Annotated in this window: 20 protein-coding genes and 4 tRNA genes; all 24 read right to left on the reverse strand. The window is 64.3% G+C overall.

The genetic code is table 11. The annotated features are described in order from the left end of the window. Positions 1–279, reverse strand: coding sequence for a 30S ribosomal protein S19 (gene rpsS / locus KQH53_09785; protein MCB2226958.1), 279 nt, complete (start codon positions 277–279; stop codon positions 1–3). Positions 280–288: 9 nt separating this feature from the next. Continuing rightward, entirely contained in the window at positions 289–1,116 is an 828-nt protein-coding gene (gene rplB, locus KQH53_09790) for a 50S ribosomal protein L2 (GenBank protein MCB2226959.1), read from the reverse strand. A gap of 38 nt (positions 1,117–1,154) precedes the next feature. Continuing rightward, a complete protein-coding gene (locus KQH53_09795) occupies positions 1,155–1,445 on the reverse strand; it encodes a 50S ribosomal protein L23 (protein ID MCB2226960.1) in 291 nt (96 codons plus the stop codon). After that, complete coding sequence (rplD, locus tag KQH53_09800) at positions 1,442–2,062, reverse strand: 50S ribosomal protein L4 (protein MCB2226961.1); 621 nt, start codon at positions 2,060–2,062, stop codon at positions 1,442–1,444. Before rplD ends, KQH53_09795 begins: the two co-directional genes overlap by 4 nt. A gap of 20 nt (positions 2,063–2,082) precedes the next feature. Continuing rightward, positions 2,083–2,703, reverse strand: coding sequence for a 50S ribosomal protein L3 (rplC, locus tag KQH53_09805; protein ID MCB2226962.1), 621 nt, complete (start codon positions 2,701–2,703; stop codon positions 2,083–2,085). 17 nt (positions 2,704–2,720) lie between these two features. Further along, the gene (gene rpsJ / locus KQH53_09810; GenBank protein ID MCB2226963.1) at positions 2,721–3,029 is read right to left on the reverse strand and encodes a 30S ribosomal protein S10; all 309 of its coding nucleotides are present in this window, start codon (positions 3,027–3,029) and stop codon (positions 2,721–2,723) included. A 68-nt stretch (positions 3,030–3,097) separates the two neighbouring features. Then, complete coding sequence (gene tuf, locus KQH53_09815; GenBank protein MCB2226964.1) at positions 3,098–4,297, reverse strand: elongation factor Tu; 1,200 nt, start codon at positions 4,295–4,297, stop codon at positions 3,098–3,100. Positions 4,298–4,323: 26 nt separating this feature from the next. Beyond that, the gene (fusA, locus tag KQH53_09820; protein ID MCB2226965.1) at positions 4,324–6,432 is read right to left on the reverse strand and encodes an elongation factor G; all 2,109 of its coding nucleotides are present in this window, start codon (positions 6,430–6,432) and stop codon (positions 4,324–4,326) included. Between the two features lie 26 nt (positions 6,433–6,458). After that, positions 6,459–6,929 carry a 30S ribosomal protein S7 gene (gene rpsG / locus KQH53_09825; protein ID MCB2226966.1) on the reverse strand — a complete coding sequence of 157 codons (471 nt, stop codon included), beginning with the start codon at positions 6,927–6,929 and terminating at the stop codon, positions 6,459–6,461. A 109-nt stretch (positions 6,930–7,038) separates the two neighbouring features. Continuing rightward, positions 7,039–7,410, reverse strand: a complete 372-nt coding sequence (gene rpsL / locus KQH53_09830) for a 30S ribosomal protein S12 (GenBank protein MCB2226967.1) — start codon at positions 7,408–7,410, stop codon at positions 7,039–7,041. A 288-nt stretch (positions 7,411–7,698) separates the two neighbouring features. After that, the gene (rpoC, locus tag KQH53_09835) at positions 7,699–11,907 is read right to left on the reverse strand and encodes a DNA-directed RNA polymerase subunit beta' (GenBank protein ID MCB2226968.1); all 4,209 of its coding nucleotides are present in this window, start codon (positions 11,905–11,907) and stop codon (positions 7,699–7,701) included. A 12-nt stretch (positions 11,908–11,919) separates the two neighbouring features. Beyond that, on the reverse strand, positions 11,920–16,074 hold the full coding sequence (gene rpoB / locus KQH53_09840; protein MCB2226969.1) for a DNA-directed RNA polymerase subunit beta: 4,155 nt from the start codon (positions 16,072–16,074) through the stop codon (positions 11,920–11,922). Positions 16,075–16,298: 224 nt separating this feature from the next. Continuing rightward, the gene (rplL, locus tag KQH53_09845) at positions 16,299–16,682 is read right to left on the reverse strand and encodes a 50S ribosomal protein L7/L12 (protein ID MCB2226970.1); all 384 of its coding nucleotides are present in this window, start codon (positions 16,680–16,682) and stop codon (positions 16,299–16,301) included. Positions 16,683–16,755: 73 nt separating this feature from the next. After that, entirely contained in the window at positions 16,756–17,283 is a 528-nt protein-coding gene (gene rplJ, locus KQH53_09850; protein ID MCB2226971.1) for a 50S ribosomal protein L10, read from the reverse strand. A gap of 233 nt (positions 17,284–17,516) precedes the next feature. After that, on the reverse strand, positions 17,517–18,224 hold the full coding sequence (gene rplA, locus KQH53_09855; protein MCB2226972.1) for a 50S ribosomal protein L1: 708 nt from the start codon (positions 18,222–18,224) through the stop codon (positions 17,517–17,519). Between the two features lie 92 nt (positions 18,225–18,316). After that, positions 18,317–18,742, reverse strand: a complete 426-nt coding sequence (gene rplK / locus KQH53_09860) for a 50S ribosomal protein L11 (protein MCB2226973.1) — start codon at positions 18,740–18,742, stop codon at positions 18,317–18,319. A gap of 40 nt (positions 18,743–18,782) precedes the next feature. Then, on the reverse strand, positions 18,783–19,316 hold the full coding sequence (nusG, locus tag KQH53_09865; GenBank protein MCB2226974.1) for a transcription termination/antitermination protein NusG: 534 nt from the start codon (positions 19,314–19,316) through the stop codon (positions 18,783–18,785). Positions 19,317–19,340: 24 nt separating this feature from the next. Continuing rightward, a complete protein-coding gene (gene secE, locus KQH53_09870; GenBank protein ID MCB2226975.1) occupies positions 19,341–19,661 on the reverse strand; it encodes a preprotein translocase subunit SecE in 321 nt (106 codons plus the stop codon). A gap of 224 nt (positions 19,662–19,885) precedes the next feature. Then, positions 19,886–19,963: transfer RNA gene (locus tag KQH53_09875), tRNA-Trp, on the reverse strand. A gap of 18 nt (positions 19,964–19,981) precedes the next feature. Continuing rightward, positions 19,982–20,134 (reverse strand): 50S ribosomal protein L33, encoded by a 153-nt coding sequence (gene rpmG, locus KQH53_09880; GenBank protein ID MCB2226976.1) that lies wholly within the window; start codon positions 20,132–20,134, stop codon positions 19,982–19,984. Between the two features lie 12 nt (positions 20,135–20,146). Continuing rightward, positions 20,147–21,346: an elongation factor Tu gene (gene tuf, locus KQH53_09885; protein ID MCB2226977.1), complete on the reverse strand. Its 1,200-nt coding sequence runs from the start codon at positions 21,344–21,346 to the stop codon at positions 20,147–20,149. A 72-nt stretch (positions 21,347–21,418) separates the two neighbouring features. Then, positions 21,419–21,495 (reverse strand) — tRNA-Thr (locus KQH53_09890). A 65-nt stretch (positions 21,496–21,560) separates the two neighbouring features. Further along, positions 21,561–21,645 (reverse strand) — tRNA-Tyr (locus KQH53_09895). 154 nt (positions 21,646–21,799) lie between these two features. Then, positions 21,800–21,875 (reverse strand) — tRNA-Thr (locus tag KQH53_09900). Positions 21,876–21,904 lie beyond the last annotated feature (29 nt).

The following is a 21,904-nucleotide window of genomic DNA, read 5'->3' on the forward strand; positions in this document are numbered from 1 at the left end:
CTACCTCTTCTTACCCTTCTTGTCCGCCGCGTGACCATAGTAGGTACGGGTAGGGCTGAACTCGCCCAACTTGTGCCCCACCATGTTCTCGGTCACGAACACCGGGATGAACTTTTTGCCGTTGTGCACCGCGAAGGTCAAGCCCACGAAATCGGGCATAATTGTGGAGCGACGGCTCCAGGTCTTGATGACCTTGCGGCTGCTCGAGGCCGAGGCCTCGTCCACCTTCTTAGACAGATGCTCGTCCACGAAGGGACCTTTTTTAAGGCTGCGCGACATCGCTGGCTCCTACTGGTAGCGCCGGCGGACGATAAAGTTGTCCGAAGGCTTCTTCTTGCGGGTGCGGTAACCCTTGGAGGGCTGACCCCAGGGGCTGCAGGGGTGGCGGCCACCGCTGCTGCGGCCCTCGCCGCCGCCCATGGGATGGTCCACCGGGTTCATGGCCACGCCGCGAACCTTGGGCCGCTTGCCGGACCAGCGGGTGCGGCCGGCCTTGCCCCAGGAAACGTTCTCATGCTGCTCGTTGCCCACCTCGCCGATAGTGGCCCGGCAGGAGGAATGCACCCGCCGCATCTCGCCGGAGGGCAGCTTCAAGGTGGCGTAGCTGCCTTCCTTGGCCATCAGCTGGGCGTAGGTGCCGGCCGAGCGGACGATCTGACCGCCGCCCCCGATCTTGAGCTCCACGTTGTGCACGTGGGTACCCAGAGGGATGTTGGCCAGGGGCATGGCGTTGCCCGGCATGATGTCGGCCTTTTCGGCCGCGCTGACCACCTGAGCGCCCACGGTCAGGCCCTTGGGGGCCAGGATGTAGCGCTTCTCGCCGTCCACGTAATGCAGCAGGGCGATGTTGGCCGAGCGGTTGGGGTCGTACTCGATAGCCGCGACCTTGCCCGGCACTTCAAACTTGTCCCGCCGGAAGTCGATGCGGCGGTAACGGCGCTTGTGGCCTCCGCCCCGGTGACGGGCGGTGACGCGGCCGTAGTTGTTGCGACCGCCCTTTTTGGGCAGCGGCTCCAGCAGGCTTTTTTCCGGCTCGCTCTTGGTGATTTCCTCGCGCTCCATGTAGGTCATGAAACGCCGGCCCGGCGAAGTCGGTTTGTATTTCTTGATGGCCATTGCTCTGGGTCCTCTCTGAGATCTTACGGGCTAGCCGCCTAGGCGCCCTCGAAGAAATCCACGTTGTGGCCGGGGGCCAGGGTCACGTAGGCCTTCTTCCAGTCGCTGCGCCGGCCCAGGATGCGGCCCTGACGCTTCTTCTTGCCCGTAAAACTGGCGGTGGAAACCTTGAGCACCTTCACGGTGAACAGCTTCTCCACGGCCTGGCGGATCTCCACCTTGGTGGCCCGCTTGTCCACTTCGAACACCAGCTGGTTGTTCAGTTCCTTGGCCAGGGTGCTCTTCTCGGTCACCAGGGGGCGCAGGATGACTTCTCTCAGGTCTTTCACGACAGCGCCTCCTCGATCCCGGCCACGGCGTCCTGCAAGAGGACCAGGCGGTCGTACTTGAGGATGTCGTAGACGTTGAGCCCCTCGGCCCGGAGCACCTTCACCCGGGGCACGTTGCGCGAGCTCTTCTCCAAGACATCGTCGGCGCCGGGAGTGATCACCAGGCAGTTGGCCGCGTCGATGGCGCCCAGCACGGACATGAAGTCCTTGGTCTTGATGGCTTCCAGGTCGAACCCGGAGAGCACCGTGAGCTTCTCCTCACCTAGCTTGGAAGACAGGGCGCTGCGCAGAGCGGCCTTCTTGACCTTCTTGGGCAGGGTGTAGGAGTAGTCGCGCGGCTTGGGGCCGAAGACGGTGCCGCCGCCCCGCCACAGGGGGCTGCGCCGGGAGCCCACGCGGGCCCGGCCGGTGCCCTTTTGGCGCCAAGGCTTCTTGCCGCCGCCGCGAAGTTCGCTGCGGCCCTTGGTGCAGGCGGTGCCGGAGCGGCGTTTGGCCAGCTGCCAAACCACCACTTCGTGCAGCAGGTGGGGCTTGACCTCGGCGCCGAAGACGGCCTCGGACAGCTCCAGCGAGCCGACCTTCTGATTGTTGCGGTCTATTACATCCAACGTAGGCATCTTAAATCACCTAAGTGTGCTTAAGCCTTCTCGATGAAGACGATGCTGCCCTTGGCACCGGGCACGGCGCCCTTTACCAAGACCAAGTTGTCCTCGGGGCGAACGTCCACCACCTTGAGGCCGCGCGCCTGGCTGCGGTCGTTACCGTAGCGGCCGGGCATGCGCTTGCCCCGGAGCACCCGCGAGGGATCGGCGCTCATGCCGATGGATCCCGGGGCGTCGTGGGTGGTGCAGCCGTGGGTCTTGCGGCCGCCGCCGAAGCCGTGGCGCTTGACCACGCCGGAGAAGCCGCGGCCCTTGGTACGCCCGGTGACGTTCACCTTTTCGCCGGTGGCGAACATCTCGGCGGTTATCTGCTGGCCCACCTCGAACTCCGAGGTGTCGGCCACCTTGAACTCCTTGAGCACGGCCTTGGGCTCGGCCCCGGCCTTGGCGAAATGGCCGGTCATGGGCTTGTTAACCCGGCTGGCCTTCTTGTCGCCGAAACCAAGCTGCAGCGCGCTGTACTGTTCTTTGTCCGGGGTTTTCACCTGCACCACGGTGCAGGGCCCCACCTGGAGGACGGTCACCGGCACGGCGCGGCCCTCGTCCAGGAACAGGCGGGTCATCCCGATCTTTTTACCTATGAGTCCCTTAAGCATCTTAATGCCTCGCGGGGTTACAGCTTGATCTCTACGTCGACACCCGCGCTGAGGTCCAGCTTCATCAGGGCGTCCACCGTTTGCTGGGTGGGCTCCAGGATGTCGAGCAGGCGCTTGTGGGTGCGAATCTCGAACTGCTCCCGGCTTTTCTTGTCGATGTGCGGGGAACGCAGCACGCAGAATTTGTTTATCACCGTGGGCAGCGGGATGGGCCCGGCCACCTTGGCCCCGGTGCGGCGCGCGGTCTCCACGATCTCGGCCGCGGACTGGTCCAGCAGCTTGTGATCGTAGGCCTTGAGCCTGATGCGGATCTTTTGGTTCTGGATCATGAGGCCAACTCCTAAGGCTAGCTCACTTGGCTTCGCGCCAAATCCTGCGAAAAGTTACGCCGCCCTTACTCGATGATTTCAGCGACCACGCCGGCGCCAACGGTGCGCCCGCCCTCGCGGATGGCGAACCGAAGTTCCTTCTCCATCGCGATGGGAGTGATCAGAGTGCCCTCGATGGACACGTTGTCGCCCGGCATCACCATCTCAACGCCCTCGGGCAGCGTGACCACGCCGGTCACGTCGGTGGTCCGGAAGTAGAACTGGGGACGATAGCCGTTGAAGAACGGAGTGTGGCGGCCACCCTCCTCCTTGCTCAGCACGTACACCTCGGCCTTGAACTTGGTATGCGGGGTGATCGAACCCGGCTTGGCCAGAACCTGGCCGCGCTCCACGTCGTCGCGCTTCACGCCGCGCAGCAGGGCGCCGATGTTGTCGCCGGCCTCGCCGCTGTCCAGGATCTTACGGAACATCTCCACGCCGGTGCACACCGACTTGGTGGTCTCCTTGATACCCACGATCTCGATCTCGTCGCCGATCTTGATCTTGCCGCGCTCGATACGGCCGGTCACCACGGTGCCGCGGCCGGAGATGCTGAACACGTCCTCGATGGGCATCAGGAAGGGAAGGTCGATGTCCCGCTCGGGCTGGGGCACGAAGGTGTCCACCGCCTCCATCAGCTCCAGGATCGGGCCGCAGTCGGGGCAGTCGGCGTTGCCGCAGCCGCAGTTCAGGGCCTTCAAGGCGCTGCCCTTGACGATGGGGGTGTCGTCGCCCGGGAACTCGTACTTGTCAAGAAGCTCGCGAAGCTCCAGCTCCACCAGCTCGATCAGCTCCTCGTCGTCCACCATGTCAACCTTGTTCAGGAAGACCACGATGGCCGGCACGCCCACCTGGCGGGCCAGGAGGATGTGCTCGCGGGTCTGAGGCATGGGGCCGTCGTCCGCGCCAACCACCAGGATCGCGCCGTCCATCTGGGCCGCGCCGGTGATCATGTTCTTGATATAGTCCGCGTGACCCGGGCAGTCCACGTGAGCGTAGTGACGATTGGCGGTCTCGTACTCCACGTGCGCCGTCGCGATGGTGATGCCGCGCTCACGCTCTTCCGGGGCCTTGTCGATCTCGTCAAAGGCGACGAACTGCGCCGCGCCCTTGGAGGCAAGGCACTTGGTGATCGCGGCCGTCAACGTCGTCTTGCCGTGGTCAATGTGACCGATCGTGCCCACGTTACAATGCGGCTTCTTCCGCTCAAACTTTGCCTTGGCCATGATCCCTCGTCCTCCTAATTATCTCTTCAAGCCGCCATGCCGCGTTGACCGGCCTGGCGCTCTTCGCGCGCCCGCTCGATGACCTCGGGGGCCAGGGAAGCGGGAACGGGGTCGTAATGGGAAAATTCCATACTAAAGGTGGCCCGGCCCTGAGTGGCCGAACGCAGGTCGCCGGCATAGCCGAACATCTCGGCCAGCGGGGCGGTGGCGCTGACCACCTGCACCCCGGGGCGGCTCTCCATGGAGGCCACCCGGCCGCGCCGGGAGCTGAGATCGCCCATCACATCGCCGAGGTACTCCTCGGGGCTGGTGATCTCCAGCTTCATGATGGGCTCCTTGAGCTGAGCCCCGGCCCGGGAAGCGGCATCCTTGAGGCCCATGGAAGCGGCGATCATGAAGGCGCGCTCGTTGGAGTCGACCTCGTGGTAGGAGCCGTCATAGAGCTCCACCTCGACGTCTTCCAGGGGGAAACCGGCCAGCACGCCGCGCGAGCAAGCCTCGCGGATGCCGCGCTCGATGGCCGTGAAATATTCCTTGGGCACCGAGCCGCCCACGATCTTCTCGGTGAAGATCACGCCGCTGCCCGCCTCGGCGGGTTTGAGGCGCAGCTTCACGTGGCCGTACTGGCCGCGGCCGCCGCTCTGCTTCACGTAGCGGCCCTCGGACTCGGACTCGCGGGTGATGGACTCGCGGTAGGCCACCTGGGGCGCGCCCACCTCGGCCGACACCTTGAACTCCCGGAGCAGGCGGTCGACGATGATCTCCAGATGCAGCTCGCCCATGCCCCGGATCACGGTCTGGTTGGTCTCGGGGTCCAACTCCACCCGGAAGCTGGGGTCCTCGTCGGACAGGCGCTTGAGGGCCATGCCCAGCTTCTCCACCATGGGCTGGGAAGCGGGTTTGATGGCCACGGCCACCACCGGCTCGGGCACGAACAGGCTCTCCAGGACCACCGGAGCGTCGACGGCGCACATGGTGTCGCCGGTGGAGACGTTCTTGAGCCCCACCGCTGCCACGATGTCGCCCGCGCCCACCTCGTCGATCTCTTCACGCTGGTTGGCGTGCATCTTGAGCAGACGGCCCACGCGCTCTTTTTTGCCTTTGGCGGCGTTGTAGAGCGTGTCGCCGCTGTGCAGGCGGCCGGAATAAATTCTCAGGAAGGTGAGGTGCCCCACGTAGGGGTCGCTCATGAGCTTGAAGGCCAGGGCGGCCAGGGGAGCGTCGTCGTCGGCCGGGCGGGTGGTTTCCTCGCCGTCGTCGTTCAGGCCGGTGATGGCTTTGACCTCCAGGGGGGAGGGCAGATACGACACCACCGCGTCCAACAGGGGCTGGATGCCCTTGTTCTTGAAGGCCGAACCCATCATCACCGGCACCACTTCGTTGGCCAGCACGCCCTTGCGCAGCGCCGCGCTGATCTCGGCCGGGGGAAGCTCTTCGCCTTCCAGGTAGCGCTCCATCAGCTCGTCGTCGAACTCGCAGGCGGTCTCGATGAGCTCTTGGCGCGCCTCGGCGGCCTCGTCGGCCAGCTCGGCGGGCACCGGGCCCTCGATCATGCTCATGCCCTGGTTGCTTTCGTCCCAGGTGAGCGCCTGCATGGAAAGGAGGTCCACCACGCCGGTGAAGTCCTCGCCCTCGCCCATTGCAATCTGCAGGGCGATGGGGCGGGCGCCCAGACGGGTGGAGATCATGTCCCGGCAACGGCGCCAGTCGGCCCCGACCCGGTCCATCTTATTAATGAAGGCAATGCGGGGCACGCCGTAACGGTCGGCCTGACGCCACACCGTCTCGGACTGGGGCTGCACCCCGCCCACCGCGCAGAACACCGCGACCACGCCGTCGAGCACCCGCAGGCTGCGCTCCACCTCGATGGTGAAGTCCACGTGGCCCGGAGTGTCGATGATATTGAAGCGGTAGTCTTTCCAGAAGCAAGTGGTGGCCGCGCTGGTGATGGTGATGCCCCGCTCTTGCTCTTGGGCCATCCAGTCCATCACCGCCTGCCCATCATGGACCTCTCCCAGCCGATGGCTAACCCCGGTATAAAACAGGATTCGCTCGGTGGTAGTGGTCTTGCCCGCGTCGATGTGGGCCATGAGGCCCAAGTTGCGCTGCCGGGCTATGGGAGTGGTGCGTCCCACCATTAACCTTCCTTAGATTCCGCCGCCTACCAACGGTAGTGGGCAAAGGCCTTGTTGGCCTCGGCCATGCGGTGGGTGTCTTCCTTCTTCTTGACCGTGGTGCCGCGTCCGGCGGCCGCGTCCATCAGCTCGTTGGCCAGGCGCTCGGCCATGGTCTTCTCGCCGCGGGAGCGGCTGAAACCGATGAGCCAGCGCATGGCCAGGGCCTGACGGCGCTCGGGCCGGATCTCCACCGGGACCTGATAGGTGGAGCCGCCCACGCGGCGGGACTTCACCTCGATCATGGGCCGGGCGTTGTCCAACGCCTTCTCGAACAGCTTCAGCGGATCCTCGCTGGTCCGTTCGGAGATTAAATCCATGGCCCCGTACATTATCCGCTCCGCCGTGGACTTCTTGCCCTTGAGCATGAGCTTGTTAATGAAACGGGCCAGCTTTTGGCTGCCATAACGGGAGTCTGGGATGATCACCCGTTTGGGAACTTCGCGTCTCCTAGGCATGGTCTCCTACCGGCATTATCCTTTTATCTTCGGCCCTCACGACAGATGCCCCTTTTTCGAGTACCAAGGGGCATCGCCGGTCCCGCGGTGCGGGGGGTGCAACAGCTTCTTACTTCGGGCGTTTAGCGCCGTATTTGGACCGGCCCTGTCGGCGGTCGGCCACGCCCACGGCATCCAAGGTGCCGCGGATGACGTGATAACGAACGCCAGGCAAGTCCTTCACACGACCGCCCCGAATAAGAACCACCGAGTGCTCTTGCAGGTTGTGCCCTTCACCCGGGATATAGCTGGACACCTCGATGCCATTGGTCAGCCTCACCCTGGCCACCTTACGAAGCGCCGAGTTGGGCTTCTTGGGGGTGGTGGTGTACACGCGGATGCAAACGCCGCGCTTCTGGGGGCAATTCTGCAACGCAGGAGTGGTTTTCTTCTTGCGCTGCTGCTCGCGGCCCTTGCGCACGAGCTGGTTGATGGTCGGCAAAGCCTCGCCTCCAAATCAGCTAGTAACTTACGGGCCGTTAGGCCCCGGCTAACAACAACTTAGCCTAAACACCCTGGGGTCGGCCGGACCCCGTTCAAAGCACGTTCGCCCCCTTTTTGCCCCGTGCGAGGGCAACGAAGTAGGGAGCCAAACAATGGAATTGCTATATCTACCTTGGCAGAGTGCTTCTGTCAAGGGGTTGTGCCCCGAAACCGTAACTTTAGCCGAGAAGGGAAAGGGGCCGGACGGCGCGCGCCGTCCGGCCCGGATCGGCTGATTTTGGGGGCGCTAGCTGACCGCCTCGTTCTCGGCGGTCTCGCGGGGCACCAGCTTGCTCTCCACCCCGGTGCCGCCGCTTTCCTCGCTGAGCGAATCCAGCACTTCGGCGTCACTGAAACGGGTCATGCCCATCTCCACCGGCGGCGCCTCGGCATGGGGGATATGAATGTCGCGGTAGCGCACCATGCCGGTGCCCGCGGGCACCAGACGGCCCATGATCACGTTTTCCTTCAGGCCCTTAAGCTCGTCCACCTTGCCGGCGATGGCCGCCTCGGTGAGCACCTTGGTGGTCTCCTGGAAGGAGGCCGCGCTGATGAAGCTGTCGGTGGACAGGCTGGCCTTGGTGATGCCCAAGAGCATAGGCTCGGCCAGGGCGGGCCGGAGCTTCTCGCCGATGAGCCGCTGGTTCTCGTCCTCGAAGCGCCACTTCTCCACCTGCTCACCCAACAGGAAGTTGGACTCGCCGGGGTCGGTGACCCGCACGCGGCGGAGCATCTGGCGCACGATCACCTCGATGTGCTTGTCGTTGATCTTCACGCCCTGTAGGCGGTAGACCTCTTGCACCTCGTCCACCAGGTAGCGGGCCAGGGCCTTCACGTCGCGGGCCCGGAGGATGTCGTGGGGGTTGATGGAGCCGTCCATCAGGGGCTCGCCGGCGCGCACGTAGTCGCCTTCGTGCACCGTAACGTGCTTGCCCTTGGGGATCAGGTACTCGCGCTCCTCGCCCACGTCCGGGGACACGGAGATTTTGCGCTTGCCCTTGGTCTGCTTGCCGAAGCCCACCACGCCGTCGATCTCGGTGATGACCGCGCACTCCTTGGGTTTGCGCACCTCGAACAGCTCGGCCACCCGGGGCAGACCACCGGTGATGTCCTTGGTCTTGGTGGTCTCGCGCGGGATGCGGGCCAACACGTCGCCGGCCTTCACGTCCGCGCCCTCGGACACCATGATGATGGCCCCCACCGGCAAGAGGTAGCGCGCGTCGCCGCGGCCCTTACCCAGGTCGGTGGTCTTGGCGGTGCCCGGCACCTTGATGGAGATGCGGGGCCTCATATCCGGGTTCTTGGACTCCACGGTGACCTTGGTGGAACGTCCGGTGACCGGGTCGAAGCGCTCGGTCATGGTGACGTTCTCGATGATGTCGCCGAACTTCACCACGCCGTCCACGTCGGTGAGGATGGGGCTGGTGTAGGGGTCCCACTGGGCCACCACCTCGCCGGCGGCCACCCGCTCGTTCTCGGCGTACATCACCCGCGCGCCGTAGGGCACCTTGTAGCGCTCGCGCTCACGGCCGCCCTCGCCCATGACCGCCAGCTCGCCGTTGCGGTTCATCACCACCCGGTTGCCGTCGTTGCTGTCCACGGTGTGCAGGTTGACGAACTTCACGGTGCCCGGGAAGCGGGCCTCCACCCGCGACTGCTCCACGGCCTTGGCCGCGGCGCCGCCGATGTGGAAGGTGCGCATGGTCAGCTGGGTGCCGGGCTCGCCGATGCTCTGGGCGGCGATGATGCCCACCGCCTCGCCGGCGTCCACCGGCTTGGAGTGGGCCAGGTCGCGGCCGTAGCACTTGGAGCACACGCCCCGGCGGGATTCGCAGGTGAGCACCGAGCGGATCTCCACCCGCTCCACGCCGGCTTCCTCGAGGATGGCCACGCCTTCCTCGTCGATCTCCTCGCCGGCCTTGACCAGGACCTCGTCGGTGAGCGGGTCGGTGACGTCCTTGAGAGCCGTGCGGCCCAGGACGCGCTCGCCCACCCGCTGGATGACCTCGCCGCCTTCGCGCAGGGCCTCCACCTCGATGCCGTCGATGGTGCCGCAGTCGGGGTCGGTGACGATGGCGTCCTGGCTCACGTCCACCAGGCGGCGGGTGAGGTAGCCGGAGTTGGCGGTCTTCAGCGCCGTGTCGGCCAGGCCCTTGCGCGCGCCGTGGGTGGAGATGAAGTACTGCAACACCGTCAGTCCCTCGCGGAAGTTGGCGGTGATGGGAGTCTCGATGATCTCGCCGGAGGGCTTGGCCATCAGGCCGCGCATGCCGGCCAGCTGCTTCATCTGGTCCTTGGAGCCTCGGGCCCCGGAGTCGGCCATCATGTAGATCGGGTTGAAGCTGTCGGTGGTGACTTCCTGGCCGTCGGGCGAGGAGATGACCTCGGTGGAGATCTCCTCCATCATCTCGCCGGCCACGTCCTCGGTGGCCTTGGCCCAGATGTCCACGGCCTTGTTGTACTTCTCACCGTCGGTGATGATGCCGTCCTTGTACTGCTTCTCGATCTCCTGCACCGCGGCCATGGCCACGTCGATGATCTCCTGCTTGCGGTGCGGGATCACCATGTCGCTGACGCAGATGCTCAGGCCGCTCTTGGTGGCGTTCTTGTAGCCCATGTCCTTGAGGCGGTCCGAGAGGATGACCGTGGCCTTGGTGCCCGCGGTGCGGTAGCACTGGCCCACCAGCTCCTTGAGCGCCTTTTTGTCCATGACCAGGTTCACCGCCTCGAAGCCCAGCTCCTTGGGCAGCACCTGGCTGAGCAGCACGCGGCCCACGGTGGTGCGGATGCGCTGGCCGTCGATGCGTACCTCGATGGCCGCGTGCAGATCCACCGCGTCCGAGTCGTAGGCCATGATCACTTCGGCCACGTCGGAGAAGATCTTGCCCTCGCCACGGGCCAGGGGCCGCTCGCGGGTCATGTAGTACAGGCCCAGGACGATGTCCTGGTTGGGCACGATGATGGGCTGGCCGTTGGCCGGGCTGAGGATGTTGTTGGTGGACATCATCAGCACGCGGGCCTCGATCTGGGCCTCGATGCTCAGAGGGATGTGCACCGCCATCTGGTCGCCGTCGAAGTCGGCGTTGTAGGCCTGGCAGACCAGGGGGTGCAGCTGGATGGCCTTGCCTTCCACCAGCAGGGGCTCGAAGGCCTGGATGCCCAGGCGGTGCAGGGTGGGGGCGCGGTTCAACAGCACCGGGTACTCGCGCACCACCTCGGAGAGGGTGTCCCACACCTCCTCGGTCTCGCGCTCCACCATCTTCTTGGCGCCCTTGATGGTGGTGACCAGGCCCTTGGCCTCCAAACGGTTGTAGATAAAGGGCTTGAACAGCTCCAGGGCCATCTTCTTGGGCAGGCCGCACTGGTGCAGGCGCAGATCCGGGCCGATCACGATGACCGAGCGGCCGGAGTAGTCCACGCGCTTGCCCAAGAGGTTCTGGCGGAAGCGGCCCTGCTTGCCCTTGAGCATGTCGCTCAGGCTCTTCAAGGGGCGCTTGTTGGGGCCGGTGATGGTCTTGCCCCGGCGGCCGTTGTCGAACAACACGTCCACCGCCTCTTGAAGCATGCGCTTCTCGTTGCGGATGATGATGTCCGGCGCGGTCAGCTCGTTGAGCCGGCGCAGGCGGTTGTTGCGGTTGATCACCCGGCGATAGAGGTCGTTTAAGTCGCTGGTGGCGAAACGGCCGCCGTCCAGGGGAACCAACGGGCGCAGATCCGGGGGCAGCACCGGGATGATGTCCATGATCATCCACTCGGGGCTGTTGATGCTGTTCTTGAAGGCGTCGATGACCTTGAGGCGCTTGGAGAGCTTCTTGCGCTTGGCCTCGGAGGCCGTCTCCATCATCTCCACGCGCAGTTCGTCCCAGAGCTTGTCCAGGTTGAGCTCGGAGAGCATCTCCTTGACCGCCTCGGCCCCGATGCCCGCCCTAAAGCGGCTGCCGAACTCCATGACGAGCTGGCGGTACTTGTCCTCGGGCAACATGGTGCCCTTGGCCACGCCGCTCTCGCCCTCTTCGAGCATAATGTAGGACTCGAAGTACAGGACCTTCTCCAGCTCCTTGAGCGTCAGGTCCAGGAGGTTACCCACCTTGGAGGGGAGGCTCTTGAGGAACCAGATGTGGGCCACGGAGCTGGCCAGGTCGATGTGTCCCATGCGCTCGCGGCGCACCTTGGACTGGATGACCTCGACCCCGCACTTTTCGCAGACCACGCCGCGGTGCTTCATGCGCTTGTACTTGCCGCAGTTGCACTCGTAGTCCTTGGTGGGGCCGAAGATCTTGGCGCAGAACAGCCCGTCCCGCTCCGGCTTGAAGGTGCGGTAATTGATGGTCTCGGGCTTTTTGACCTCGCCGAAGGACCAGGCCCTGATCTTCTCCGGGCTCGCCAGTGAAATCTGGACGGCGTCGAAGCTTAGGGGGTCCTTGGGCTTGGCGAAGTAGCTGTAGAGATCTTCCAAGGGAGTTCTCCTTTAGTCTAAGGCCGCGGTGAGTTCCTTCTTCTCGATCAGCTCCATGTCCAGGCAAAGGGCCTGCAGCTCCTTGACCAGAACGTTGAAGCTTTCGGGAAGCCCGGCCTCCAGATTGTTCTCGCCCTTGACTATCTTTTCATACATGCGGGTGCGGCCCGCCACGTCGTCACTCTTGACGGTGAGGAACTCCTGCAGGGAGTAGGCCGCGCCGTAGGCTTCCATGGCCCAGACCTCCATCTCGCCCAAGCGCTGGCCGCCGAACTGGGCCTTGCCGCCCAGGGGCTGCTGGGTAACCAGGGAGTAGGGGCCGATGGAGCGCGCGTGTATCTTGTCGTCCACCAGGTGGTGGAGTTTGAGCATGTACATGACGCCCACCGTGACCTCGCGGTCGAAGGTGTCGCCGGTGCGGCCGTCCACCAGGCGCGACTGGCCGGTGACGCCCACGTCGGCCAGCTTCAATAGCTGGCCGATCTCGTCCTCGCTGGCCCCGTCGAACACCGGGGTAGCCATGGGCACGCCCTTGCTCAGGCGCTTGCCCAGGGCCAGGAGCTCGTCGTCGTCCAGGCCGGTGGTCAGCTCGGCGTACTCCTTCTTGGAGTAGGTCTTGGTCAAGAGCTCCTTGAGCTCCTTCACCCGGACCTTCTTGGCCTTTTCCTTGGCGTCGCCCAGGGACTCGACGATCTCGGCCACCTTGCGGCCCAGGGACTTGGAGGCCCAGCCCAGGTGGGTTTCCAGAACCTGGCCCACGTTCATGCGCGAAGGCACGCCCAGGGGGTTCAGAACCAGGTCCACCGGGGTGCCGTCGGCGAAGTGGGGCATGTCCTCCACGGGCAGGATGCGGCTGACCACGCCCTTGTTGCCGTGGCGGCCGGCCATCTTGTCGCCCACCGAGAGCTTGCGCTTCATGGCCACATAGACCTTGACCATCTTGATCACGCCCGGAGGCAGCTCGTCGCCCTTCTTGAGGCGGCCGATCTTTTCTTCGGCGGCCGCGCGGATCATGTCCACCTGCTCCAGGTAGCCCTCGATGACCCTCTCCAGCTCGCGCTGCACCTTCTCGCTGGCCCCGGCCAGCTCCAGGTCGCGCAGGTACTTCAGCGGCACGCCCTTGAGGTCGTCCACCTCGATGGGGCCCTTCTTGAGCACCACCTTGCCCTTGTCGTCCTTGATGGGCGCGGCGATGGATTTGCCGCTCACCAGGCGCCGGAGCTCGTCCAGGGCGTTGCGGTGGATGATGTGGACCTCGTCGTTCTGGTCCTTGATCAGGCGGGCCACCTCTTCGTCCTCGATGGACTGGGCGCGCTCGTCCTTCTCGATGCCCTTGCGGCTGAACACGCGGGCGTCGATGACGATGCCTTCCACCCCGGGGGGAACCCGGAGGCTGGTGTCCTTAACGTCGCCGGCCTTCTCGCCGAAGATGGCCCGGAGCAGTTTTTCCTCGGGGCTGAGCTGGGTTTCGCCCTTGGGGGTGATCTTGCCCACCAGGATGTCGCCTGCGTTGATTTCGGCGCCGATGCGGATGATGCCGCTCTCGTCGAGGTTGCGCAGGGCTTCCTCGCCCACGTTGGGGATGTCGCGGGTGATCTCTTCCTTGCCCAGCTTGGTGTCGCGGGCGACGGTCTCGAACTCCTCAATGTGCAGGGAGGTGAAGATGTCGTCCTTGACGATGCGCTCGGAGATGAGGATGGAGTCCTCGTAGTTGTAGCCGCCCCAGCTCATGAAGGCCACCAGGATGTTCTGCCCCAGGGCCAGCTCGCCCTGGGCCACCGCCGGGCCGTCGGCCAGGATCTGGCCCTTGACCACGCGCTGGCCGCGGTTGACGATGGGCTTTTGGCTGGTGCAGGTGTTCTGGTTGCTGCGGCGGAACTTGATCAGTTTGTAGATCTTGACCTGGCTGTGAGCCTCGGCGGTCAGCGGTTCGTCATAGCGCACCACGATGCGCCCCGCGTCCACGTCGTTGATCACCCCGTCGGCCTCGGCCACCACGCACACGCCCGAGTCGCGGGCCACCACCGGCTCCATGCCCGTGCCCACCAGGGGCGCGTCGGTGCGCAGCAGAGGCACCGCCTGGCGCTGCATGTTGGAGCCCATGAGCGCGCGGTTGGCGTCGTCGTTCTCCAAAAAGGGCACCAGGGAGGCGGCCACCGAAACCAGCTGGTTGGGGCTCACGTCCATGTACTCGACCTCTTCGGGCCCCACCAGCATGAACTCGCCCTCGCGGCGGGCGCTGATGATGTCGTTCTGGAACTTGCCCTTGGCGTCGATGGGCGCGTTGGCCTGGGCGATGGCGTGATCGCCCTCTTCCAGAGCCGAGAGGAACTTGACCTCTTTGTTCACCTTGCCGCTGCCCGCGGTGCGGTAGGGGGTCTCGATGAAGCCGTAGTCGTTCACCCGCGCGTAGGTGCTGAGGCTCACGATCAGCCCGATGTTGGGACCTTCCGGGGTCTCAATGGGGCAGATGCGGCCGTAGTGGGTGTTGTGCACGTCGCGCACCTCGAAGCCGGCGCGCTCACGGGTGAGGCCGCCGGGTCCCAGGGCACTGAGGCGGCGCTTGTGGGTCACCTCGCTCAGCGGGTTGGTCTGGTCCATGAACTGGCTGAGCTGGCTGGTGCCGAAGAACTCCTTGACCACCGCGCTGACCGGCTTGGAGTTGATCAGGTCGTGGGGCATGAGCGCCTCGATCTCCTGAAGGCTCATGCGCTCCTTGATGGCCCGCTCCATGCGCACCAGGCCGATGCGGTACTGGTTTTCCAAAAGCTCGCCCACCGAGCGCACCCGGCGGTTGCCCAGGTGGTCGATGTCGTCCACGGGGCCTTCGGAATCCTTCAAGCGAATCAGCTCCTTGACCGCTTCCATGATGTCGTCGCGGCGAAGGGTGCGCTCCTGTTCGGGCACGTCCACGCCCAGGCGCAGGTTCATCTTCAGCCGGCCCACGGCGCTCAGGTCGTAGTGCTCCGGGCTGAAGAACAGATTGTGGAAGAAGGTGCGGGCCACCTCCAGGGTGGGCGGGTTGGAGGGGCGGAGCTTGCGGTAGATGTCCACGATGGCTTCGTCGGTCTCCTCCACCTTGTCCAGCTCCAGGGTGTCCCGGAAGCAGGTGGAGTACCTGAGGCCGTCGATGAACAGCACCGGCACCTCGGACACGCCCGCGGCCCTGAGCTTGCTGATGAGATCCTCGCTCAGGGGCTGGTTGATGCCCACGATCAACTCGCCGGTCACCGGGTCGGCCAGATCCTTGGCCACGTAACGGCCGATCAGCTCGCCCTCGGCAACTTCGATGCGGGGAATCTTAAGATCTTCCAGGCGCTTGACCGCCCGGCGCGTGATCTTGCGGCCCTCCTTGACCAGCGGCTTGCCGGTCTCGGGGTCCTTGATTTCCTTGGAGGCCTGGCGGCCCACCAACAGGTCCGGCTGCACGGTCAAAAAGACCTGGTCGCCCTCGAACTGGAAGACGTTCTGGGGATACATCATCTCCAGAAGCTCCTGGGCGCCGTAGCCCAGGGCCTTGAGCAGCAGGGTGACCGGGAACTTGCGGCGCCGGTCGATGCGCACGTAGAGAATGTCCTTGTGGTCGAACTCCAGGTCGATCCAGGAGCCGCGCAAGGGGATGATGCGCGCCGAGTACAACAGCTTGCCGCTGGAGTGGGTGCGGCCCTTGTCGTGGTCGAAGAAGATGCCGGGGCTGCGGTGCAGCTGGCTGACCACCACGCGCTCGGTGCCGTTGACGATGAAGGTGCCGCGGGCGGTCATCAGGGGCAGGGTGCCGAAGAAGATCTCCTGCTCCTTGATGTCACGGATGGACTGGGTATCGGTCTCCTTGTCCACGTCGTAGACCACCAGGCGCACGGTGAGCTTCAAGGGCGCCTCGAAGGTCATGCCCCGGGCCAGACATTCGTCGACATCGTACTTGACCTCGCCGAAGTCATAGCTTACATACTCCAGCGAGGACGTTCCCGAGAAGTCGCGGATGGGGAACACGCTCTTGAACACCCCCTGGAGACCCACCTCGCGGCGCTGATCGATGGGAGTATCCTTCTGCAGGAAGCGCTCGTAGGATTGCTTCTGCATGTCGATCAGGTTGGGGATGTCAATGATCTTGGAGATCTTGCCGAAGTTCTTGCGGACCGGGTAGTTGCCGTAGGTCGCCTGGCTCATGAAATCTCCTTGGCGGGCAGTGCCCGAAGCCTGGTAAAAAAGAGCCTCTACCGCTGCCGCGCCCGGGGCTGGGGGCACGGACGCACGGCAGCTCCGGAACCGCCAGAAAGCCTTAGCGGCCCGGAACCACCGGGATTTGCCCTATGTCACCCGCTCCGCCCCGGAGCCCCAAAGGGCTCCGGCCACGGCGGAACAGGGGTGGTTTACTAACAGGAAACGTGGGGTTACTTGATCGCCACCGAGGCGCCGGCCTCTTCCAGCTGGCCCTTGATGTTCTCGGCTTCGTCCTTCTCCACCGCTTCCTTGACGGCCTTGGGGGCGCTGTCCACCAGCTCCTTGGCCTCCTTGAGGCCCAGGCCGGTGATGGCCCGCACGACCTTGATCACCTGGATCTTCTTGTCGCCGGCCGACTCGAGGATGACGTCGAACTCGGTCTGCTCCTCGGCAGCCGCGGCCTCGCCGCCGCCTGCGGGCATGGCCGCCACGGCCATGGGGGCCGCCGCGCTCACGCCGAAGATCTCTTCCATTTCGCTGACCAGCTCGCTCAGCTCGAGCACGGACATGTTCTTGATGAAGTCGATGACCTGGTCTTTGGTGATATCAGCCATGATATTTGTATCCTTTCCAGAGCCGGCATAGCGGCCGGCCAACGCAAGTTTTTGCAAACGCTAGTTAACTAGGTTAGGCCGCTTCGCCGGCCTTCTGCTCCTCGATGGCCTTGAGCACGTTGAGCATGCTCCGGATGACCCCGGCCATAACCGTGACCAAGCCGCGCGGCACCGCGTTCATGGTTCCCAGCACCTGGGCCAGGAGAACCTCGCGGGAGGGCAGCTTGGACAGGGCCTTGACCTGCTCGGCGGAGATGATCTGCCCCTCGAGGAAGCCGTTCTTGACCTCCAGCTTGGGGTTGTCCTTGGCAAAGTCCATGAGGATCTTGGCCAAGTCCACCGGATCGTCATAGCCCAGGGCCATGCCGTTGGGGCCTTCCAGGCCTTCCAGCATGGGCTCGGTGCCTGTGCCTTGGGCGGCCAGCCGCAGAAGCGTGTTCTTGACCACCATGTACTCCAGGCCCTTTTCGCGGAGCTGCTGCCGAAGTTCGGTCATTTGCTCCACTTTAAGGCCCCGGAAGTCGGTCAAGACCACGGCCCGCGCGCGGGACAGCCGCTCGGTCACATCGTTGACCACGGCTTGTTTCTGCTCGCGGTTCACGTGATTACACCTCCTTCTCGGGTTTTGCCTGGACCAACCTCGGCATCAGAGCCGTGGTGGCGCTAACTGCGTCTTGCTTCTCGCGTCACCTGTCAAACCCGGTCTCGGCGGGCGCTCCTGGCGGAGCCTTAGGGCCCCCCCCGGGGGCCACCTGCTATCTCTGATCTTCGGACAGGTCCAGTCGGTTGTTACGAACACCAAACTCCGGCGGCAAACCGCCGGAGATAAAAAACTTATTTGGTCCCCAGGGCCTTGGCGTCGGCCGTGTCCAGCTTGATGCCCGGGCCCATGGTGGTGGAGACGGTGATGCCCTTGATGTAGGTGCCCTTGCTGCTCACGGGCTTCATGCGGAGGAGTTTTTCCACCAGGGCGTTCAAGTTCTCCAAGAGCTTCTCGGCGCCGAAGGAGCTCTTGCCGACGGGCGCGTGCACCACGCCGCCCTTGTCCACGCGGAACTCGATCTTGCCGGCCTTGACCTCGGAGACGGCCTTGGCCAGGTCGAAGGTCACGCTGCCGCTCTTGGTGTTGGGCATGAGGCCGCGGGGCCCCAGGATCTTGCCCAGCTTGCCCACGGTGGCCATCATGTCCGGAGTGGCGATGGCGCGGTCGAAGTCGGTCCAGCCGCCCTGGATCTTTTCCACCAGGTCGTCGCTGCCCACGTAGTCGGCCCCGGCCTCGCTGGCCTCCTTCTCTTTTTCGCCCTTGGCGAAGACCAGGACGGTCACGCTCTTGCCGGTGCCGTGGGGCAACACCACCGTGCCGCGCACCATCTGGTCCGCGTGGCGGGGGTCGACGCCCAGGCGGACGGCCACGTCCACCGTCTCGTCGAACTTGGCGAACTTGGCTTCCAGGGTCTTTTCCAGGCCCTCGGCGAAGCTGTAGCGGGTCTCGCGGTCGATTTTCTCGCGCGCGCCGGCGAAGTTCTTGCCGTGCTTAGCCATTTTCTCTCTCCGTCGTACAAGTTGCGGAGCGCCGTGTGCTTGCGGCCGGCCAGGCCTCCACGGGCTCTAATAAACAGATATGACGGCCCGCCCTAGCGGACCACCTCCAGACCCATGGAGCGAGCGGTGCCCATGATGGTGTTCATGGCCTGCTTGACGTCCCGGGTGTTCAGATCTTTCATCTTCAGCTCGGCGATCTCCTTCACCTGATCCATGGAGATCTTGCCCACCTTGACGGTGTTGGGCTCGCCGGAGCCCTTGGGGATGCCGGCGGCTTTACGCAGCAGCACCGCGGCCGGGGGGGTCTTGGTGATGAAGGAGAAGCTGCGGTCCGCATACACCGTGATCACCACCGGGATGATGGTGTCGCCCTCGGACTGGGTGCGGGCGTTGAATGCCTTGCAGAACTCCATGATGTTGGCCCCATGCGGGCTCAGCGCCGGGCCCACCGGCGGGCTGGGGTTGGCCTTGCCGGCCGGGATCTGCAGCTTGATGTTGGCGATGACTTTTTTAGCCATGAACTCACCTCGTTGTAACCGGCGCCTTCGCGCCGGGGCGCTATTGCTTGGAGACCTGCACGAACTCCAGCTCCACGGGGGTGGCCCGGCCGAAGATGCTGATGAGCACCCTCAGCTTGCCCTTCTCGGGGAAGACCTCCTCCACGGTGCCGTTGAAGTTGTTGAAGGGGCCGTCGATGACCCGCACCTCGTCGCCCTCGCGGAAGCTGTACTTGGGCTTGGGCTGCTTGGCGCCTTCGGCCATCTGACTCATCAGACGGGCCACCTCTTCCTCGGTGATGGGAGTGGGGTTGGTTTCGTTGCCCCCGACGAAGCCGGTCACCTTGGCCGTATCCTTGACCAGGTGCCAGGTCTCGTCGTTCATCTCCATCTCCACCACGATATAGCCGGGGTAGAACTTGCGCTGCGACTCGCGGCGCTGGCCCTTGACCATCTCCACCACCTTCTCCATGGGCACCAGCACCTGACCGAAGTAGTCGCCGAGCCCGTGGCTCTGGATGCGCTCGTTCAGAGCGTCGCGCACCTTGTTCTCAAAGCCCGAGTAGGTGTGAACGATGTACCAATTCTTGGCCACGTTTCCCCCTTAAAGCCTTTCGTCCTATCCGATGAGCAGGCGGATGAGCCGCGAGAGCACGAAATCCACCATGCCCAAAAAGACCGAGACCAGGATTACCAGGGCCACCACCACGCCGGTGGTGGACAAGGTCTGCTTGCGCGTGGGCCAGGTTACCCGCTTGAGCTCCTGCACCACTTCGCGCAAAAAGCGCAGGGAGCGGTCCCACAGGTTGCCCTGGCTGGCGGCGGCGGCCTTGGAAAGCTGGGCCTTCTTGCTCTTGTCCGGGCGCTTGGTCATCTTGTTGAGCTTGCGCTCGATGGCCGCGGCCTTGTCCACGCCCTGAGTTTTCTTTTTCTTGGCCATCTACCATCCTCGGCGGGCCGGTTTTTGCGCCGCCCCGGCCACAAGCACTAAGAGGCTCCGAGCCGCGCCTGCCCCCGATTGCCCGGGGTGGGCCGCCCAAGGCCACTCCTTACAGATTGTCGCTAAAGCGCTCCGCCGCCCTCTGGACCCTTTTGCACCGCTCCTGGCGTGGGCCGCCGACCGCTCCTGCTTCGGAGCAGCCGCCCCGCCCTGTGTCGAATCTGTGGCAGGCCTGGAGGGAATCGAACCCCCAGCCTTCGGATTTGGAGTCCGACGCTCTAGCCTAGTTGAGCTACAGGCCTGCAATCCAGCAAAGCTGTTTACTTACCCTCGCGGTGAGCCGTATGGCTCCCGCAGAAGCGGCAGTATTTCTTGAACTCAAGCTTGTCCGGTGTGCGCCGTTTGTTCTTGGTCGTGCTGTAGTTCTTGCGCTTGCACTGGGTGCACACCAGTTGGATTATTTCTCTGGGCATGTTTTGCCGCCCTTACTCAATGATTTCCGCGACCACGCCGGCGCCAACGGTGCGCCCGCCCTCGCGGATGGCGAACCGAAGTTCCTTCTCCATCGCGATGGGAGTGATCAGAGTGCCCTCGATGGACACGTTGTCGCCCGGCATCACCATCTCAACGCCCTCGGGCAGCGTGACCACGCCGGTCACGTCGGTGGTCCGGAAGTAGAACTGGGGACGATAGCCGTTGAAGAACGGAGTGTGGCGGCCACCCTCCTCCTTGCTCAGCACGTACACCTCGGCCTTGAACTTGGTATGCGGGGTGATCGAACCCGGCTTGGCCAGAACCTGGCCGCGCTCCACGTCGTCGCGCTTCACGCCGCGCAGCAGGGCGCCGATGTTGTCGCCGGCCTCGCCGCTGTCCAGGATCTTACGGAACATCTCCACGCCGGTGCACACCGACTTGGTGGTCTCCTTGATACCCACGATCTCGATCTCGTCGCCGATCTTGATCTTGCCGCGCTCGATACGGCCGGTCACCACGGTGCCGCGGCCGGAGATGCTGAACACGTCCTCGATGGGCATCAGGAAGGGAAGGTCGATGTCCCGCTCGGGCTGGGGCACGAAGGTGTCCACCGCCTCCATCAGCTCCAGGATCGGGCCGCAGTCGGGGCAGTCGGCGTTGCCGCAGCCGCAGTTCAGGGCCTTCAAGGCGCTGCCCTTGACGATGGGGGTGTCGTCGCCCGGGAACTCGTACTTGTCAAGAAGCTCGCGAAGCTCCAGCTCCACCAGCTCGATCAGCTCCTCGTCGTCCACCATGTCAACCTTGTTCAGGAAGACCACGATGGCCGGCACGCCCACCTGGCGGGCCAGGAGGATGTGCTCGCGGGTCTGAGGCATGGGGCCGTCGTCCGCGCCAACCACCAGGATCGCGCCGTCCATCTGGGCCGCGCCGGTGATCATGTTCTTGATATAGTCCGCGTGACCCGGGCAGTCCACGTGAGCGTAGTGACGATTGGCGGTCTCGTACTCCACGTGCGCCGTCGCGATGGTGATGCCGCGCTCACGCTCTTCCGGGGCCTTGTCGATCTCGTCAAAGGCGACGAACTGCGCCGCGCCCTTGGAGGCAAGGCACTTGGTGATCGCGGCCGTCAACGTCGTCTTGCCGTGGTCAATGTGACCGATCGTGCCCACGTTACAATGCGGCTTCTTCCGCTCAAACTTTGCCTTGGCCATGACGACACTCCTTAGGGAGTTGGGGTTGGCGGGCAACCTATGCCTTTCGCGCCCGCTGCCACTTTAAACTTTTGGAGCCCACGATCGGGCTTGAACCGATGAACCTCTTCCTTACCAAGGAAGTGCTCTACCTGCTGAGCTACGTGGGCTGAAACCAATCCTTATGTATGCACTCTCCGCCGCGCCGGTCGCCCGGGGGCGGGGCCTATTTCCTTGGTGGTGAGGGGAGGATTCGAACCTCCGAAGGCGTTGCCGGCAGATTTACAGTCTGCTCCCTTTGGCCACTCGGGAACCTCACCAGGTTCTTCTTATGTATCCAGGCTCGCGGCCGCCAAGCGGCAAAGCCCGTGAAGCCAACATCGTCCCGGATGCCCGGGCCGCCCGTGGCCCCTTGTAAGCTCTCTGGCAACCCGCCGGTCGCCGTCCTGATCGCGCCCGCGCAGCCGTTTCGGCTGGAGCTGGCGATGGGACTTGAACCCGCAACCTTCTGATTACAAATCAGATGCTCTGCCAGTTGAGCTACGCCAGCGTTTCAAGTGCGCAGAAATATACCCCACC

The sequence above is a fragment of the Desulfarculaceae bacterium genome, assembly GCA_020444545.1.
Classification (GTDB): domain Bacteria; phylum Desulfobacterota; class Desulfarculia; order Desulfarculales; family Desulfarculaceae; genus Desulfoferula.

Excerpts from the sequence above, each read along its gene's own strand:
- tuf (MCB2226964.1), bottom strand. The coding sequence starts at position 4,297 with ATGGCCAAGGCAAAGTTTGAGCGGAAGAAGCCGCATTGTAACGTGGGC.
- rpoB (MCB2226969.1), bottom strand. The coding sequence starts at position 16,074 with ATGAGCCAGGCGACCTACGGCAACTACCCGGTCCGCAAGAACTTCGGC.
- rpmG (MCB2226976.1), bottom strand. The coding sequence starts at position 20,134 with ATGCCCAGAGAAATAATCCAACTGGTGTGCACCCAGTGCAAGCGCAAG.
- rplD (MCB2226961.1), bottom strand. The coding sequence starts at position 2,062 with ATGCCTACGTTGGATGTAATAGACCGCAACAATCAGAAGGTCGGCTCG.
- rplA (MCB2226972.1), bottom strand. The coding sequence starts at position 18,224 with ATGGCTAAGCACGGCAAGAACTTCGCCGGCGCGCGCGAGAAAATCGAC.
- secE (MCB2226975.1), bottom strand. The coding sequence starts at position 19,661 with ATGGCCAAGAAAAAGAAAACTCAGGGCGTGGACAAGGCCGCGGCCATC.
- rplB (MCB2226959.1), bottom strand. The coding sequence starts at position 1,116 with ATGGCCATCAAGAAATACAAACCGACTTCGCCGGGCCGGCGTTTCATG.
- tuf (MCB2226977.1), bottom strand. The coding sequence starts at position 21,346 with ATGGCCAAGGCAAAGTTTGAGCGGAAGAAGCCGCATTGTAACGTGGGC.
- rplC (MCB2226962.1), bottom strand. The coding sequence starts at position 2,703 with ATGCTTAAGGGACTCATAGGTAAAAAGATCGGGATGACCCGCCTGTTC.
- rpsG (MCB2226966.1), bottom strand. The coding sequence starts at position 6,929 with ATGCCTAGGAGACGCGAAGTTCCCAAACGGGTGATCATCCCAGACTCC.
- rplL (MCB2226970.1), bottom strand. The coding sequence starts at position 16,682 with ATGGCTGATATCACCAAAGACCAGGTCATCGACTTCATCAAGAACATG.
- rplK (MCB2226973.1), bottom strand. The coding sequence starts at position 18,742 with ATGGCTAAAAAAGTCATCGCCAACATCAAGCTGCAGATCCCGGCCGGC.
- rpsS (MCB2226958.1), bottom strand. The coding sequence starts at position 279 with ATGTCGCGCAGCCTTAAAAAAGGTCCCTTCGTGGACGAGCATCTGTCT.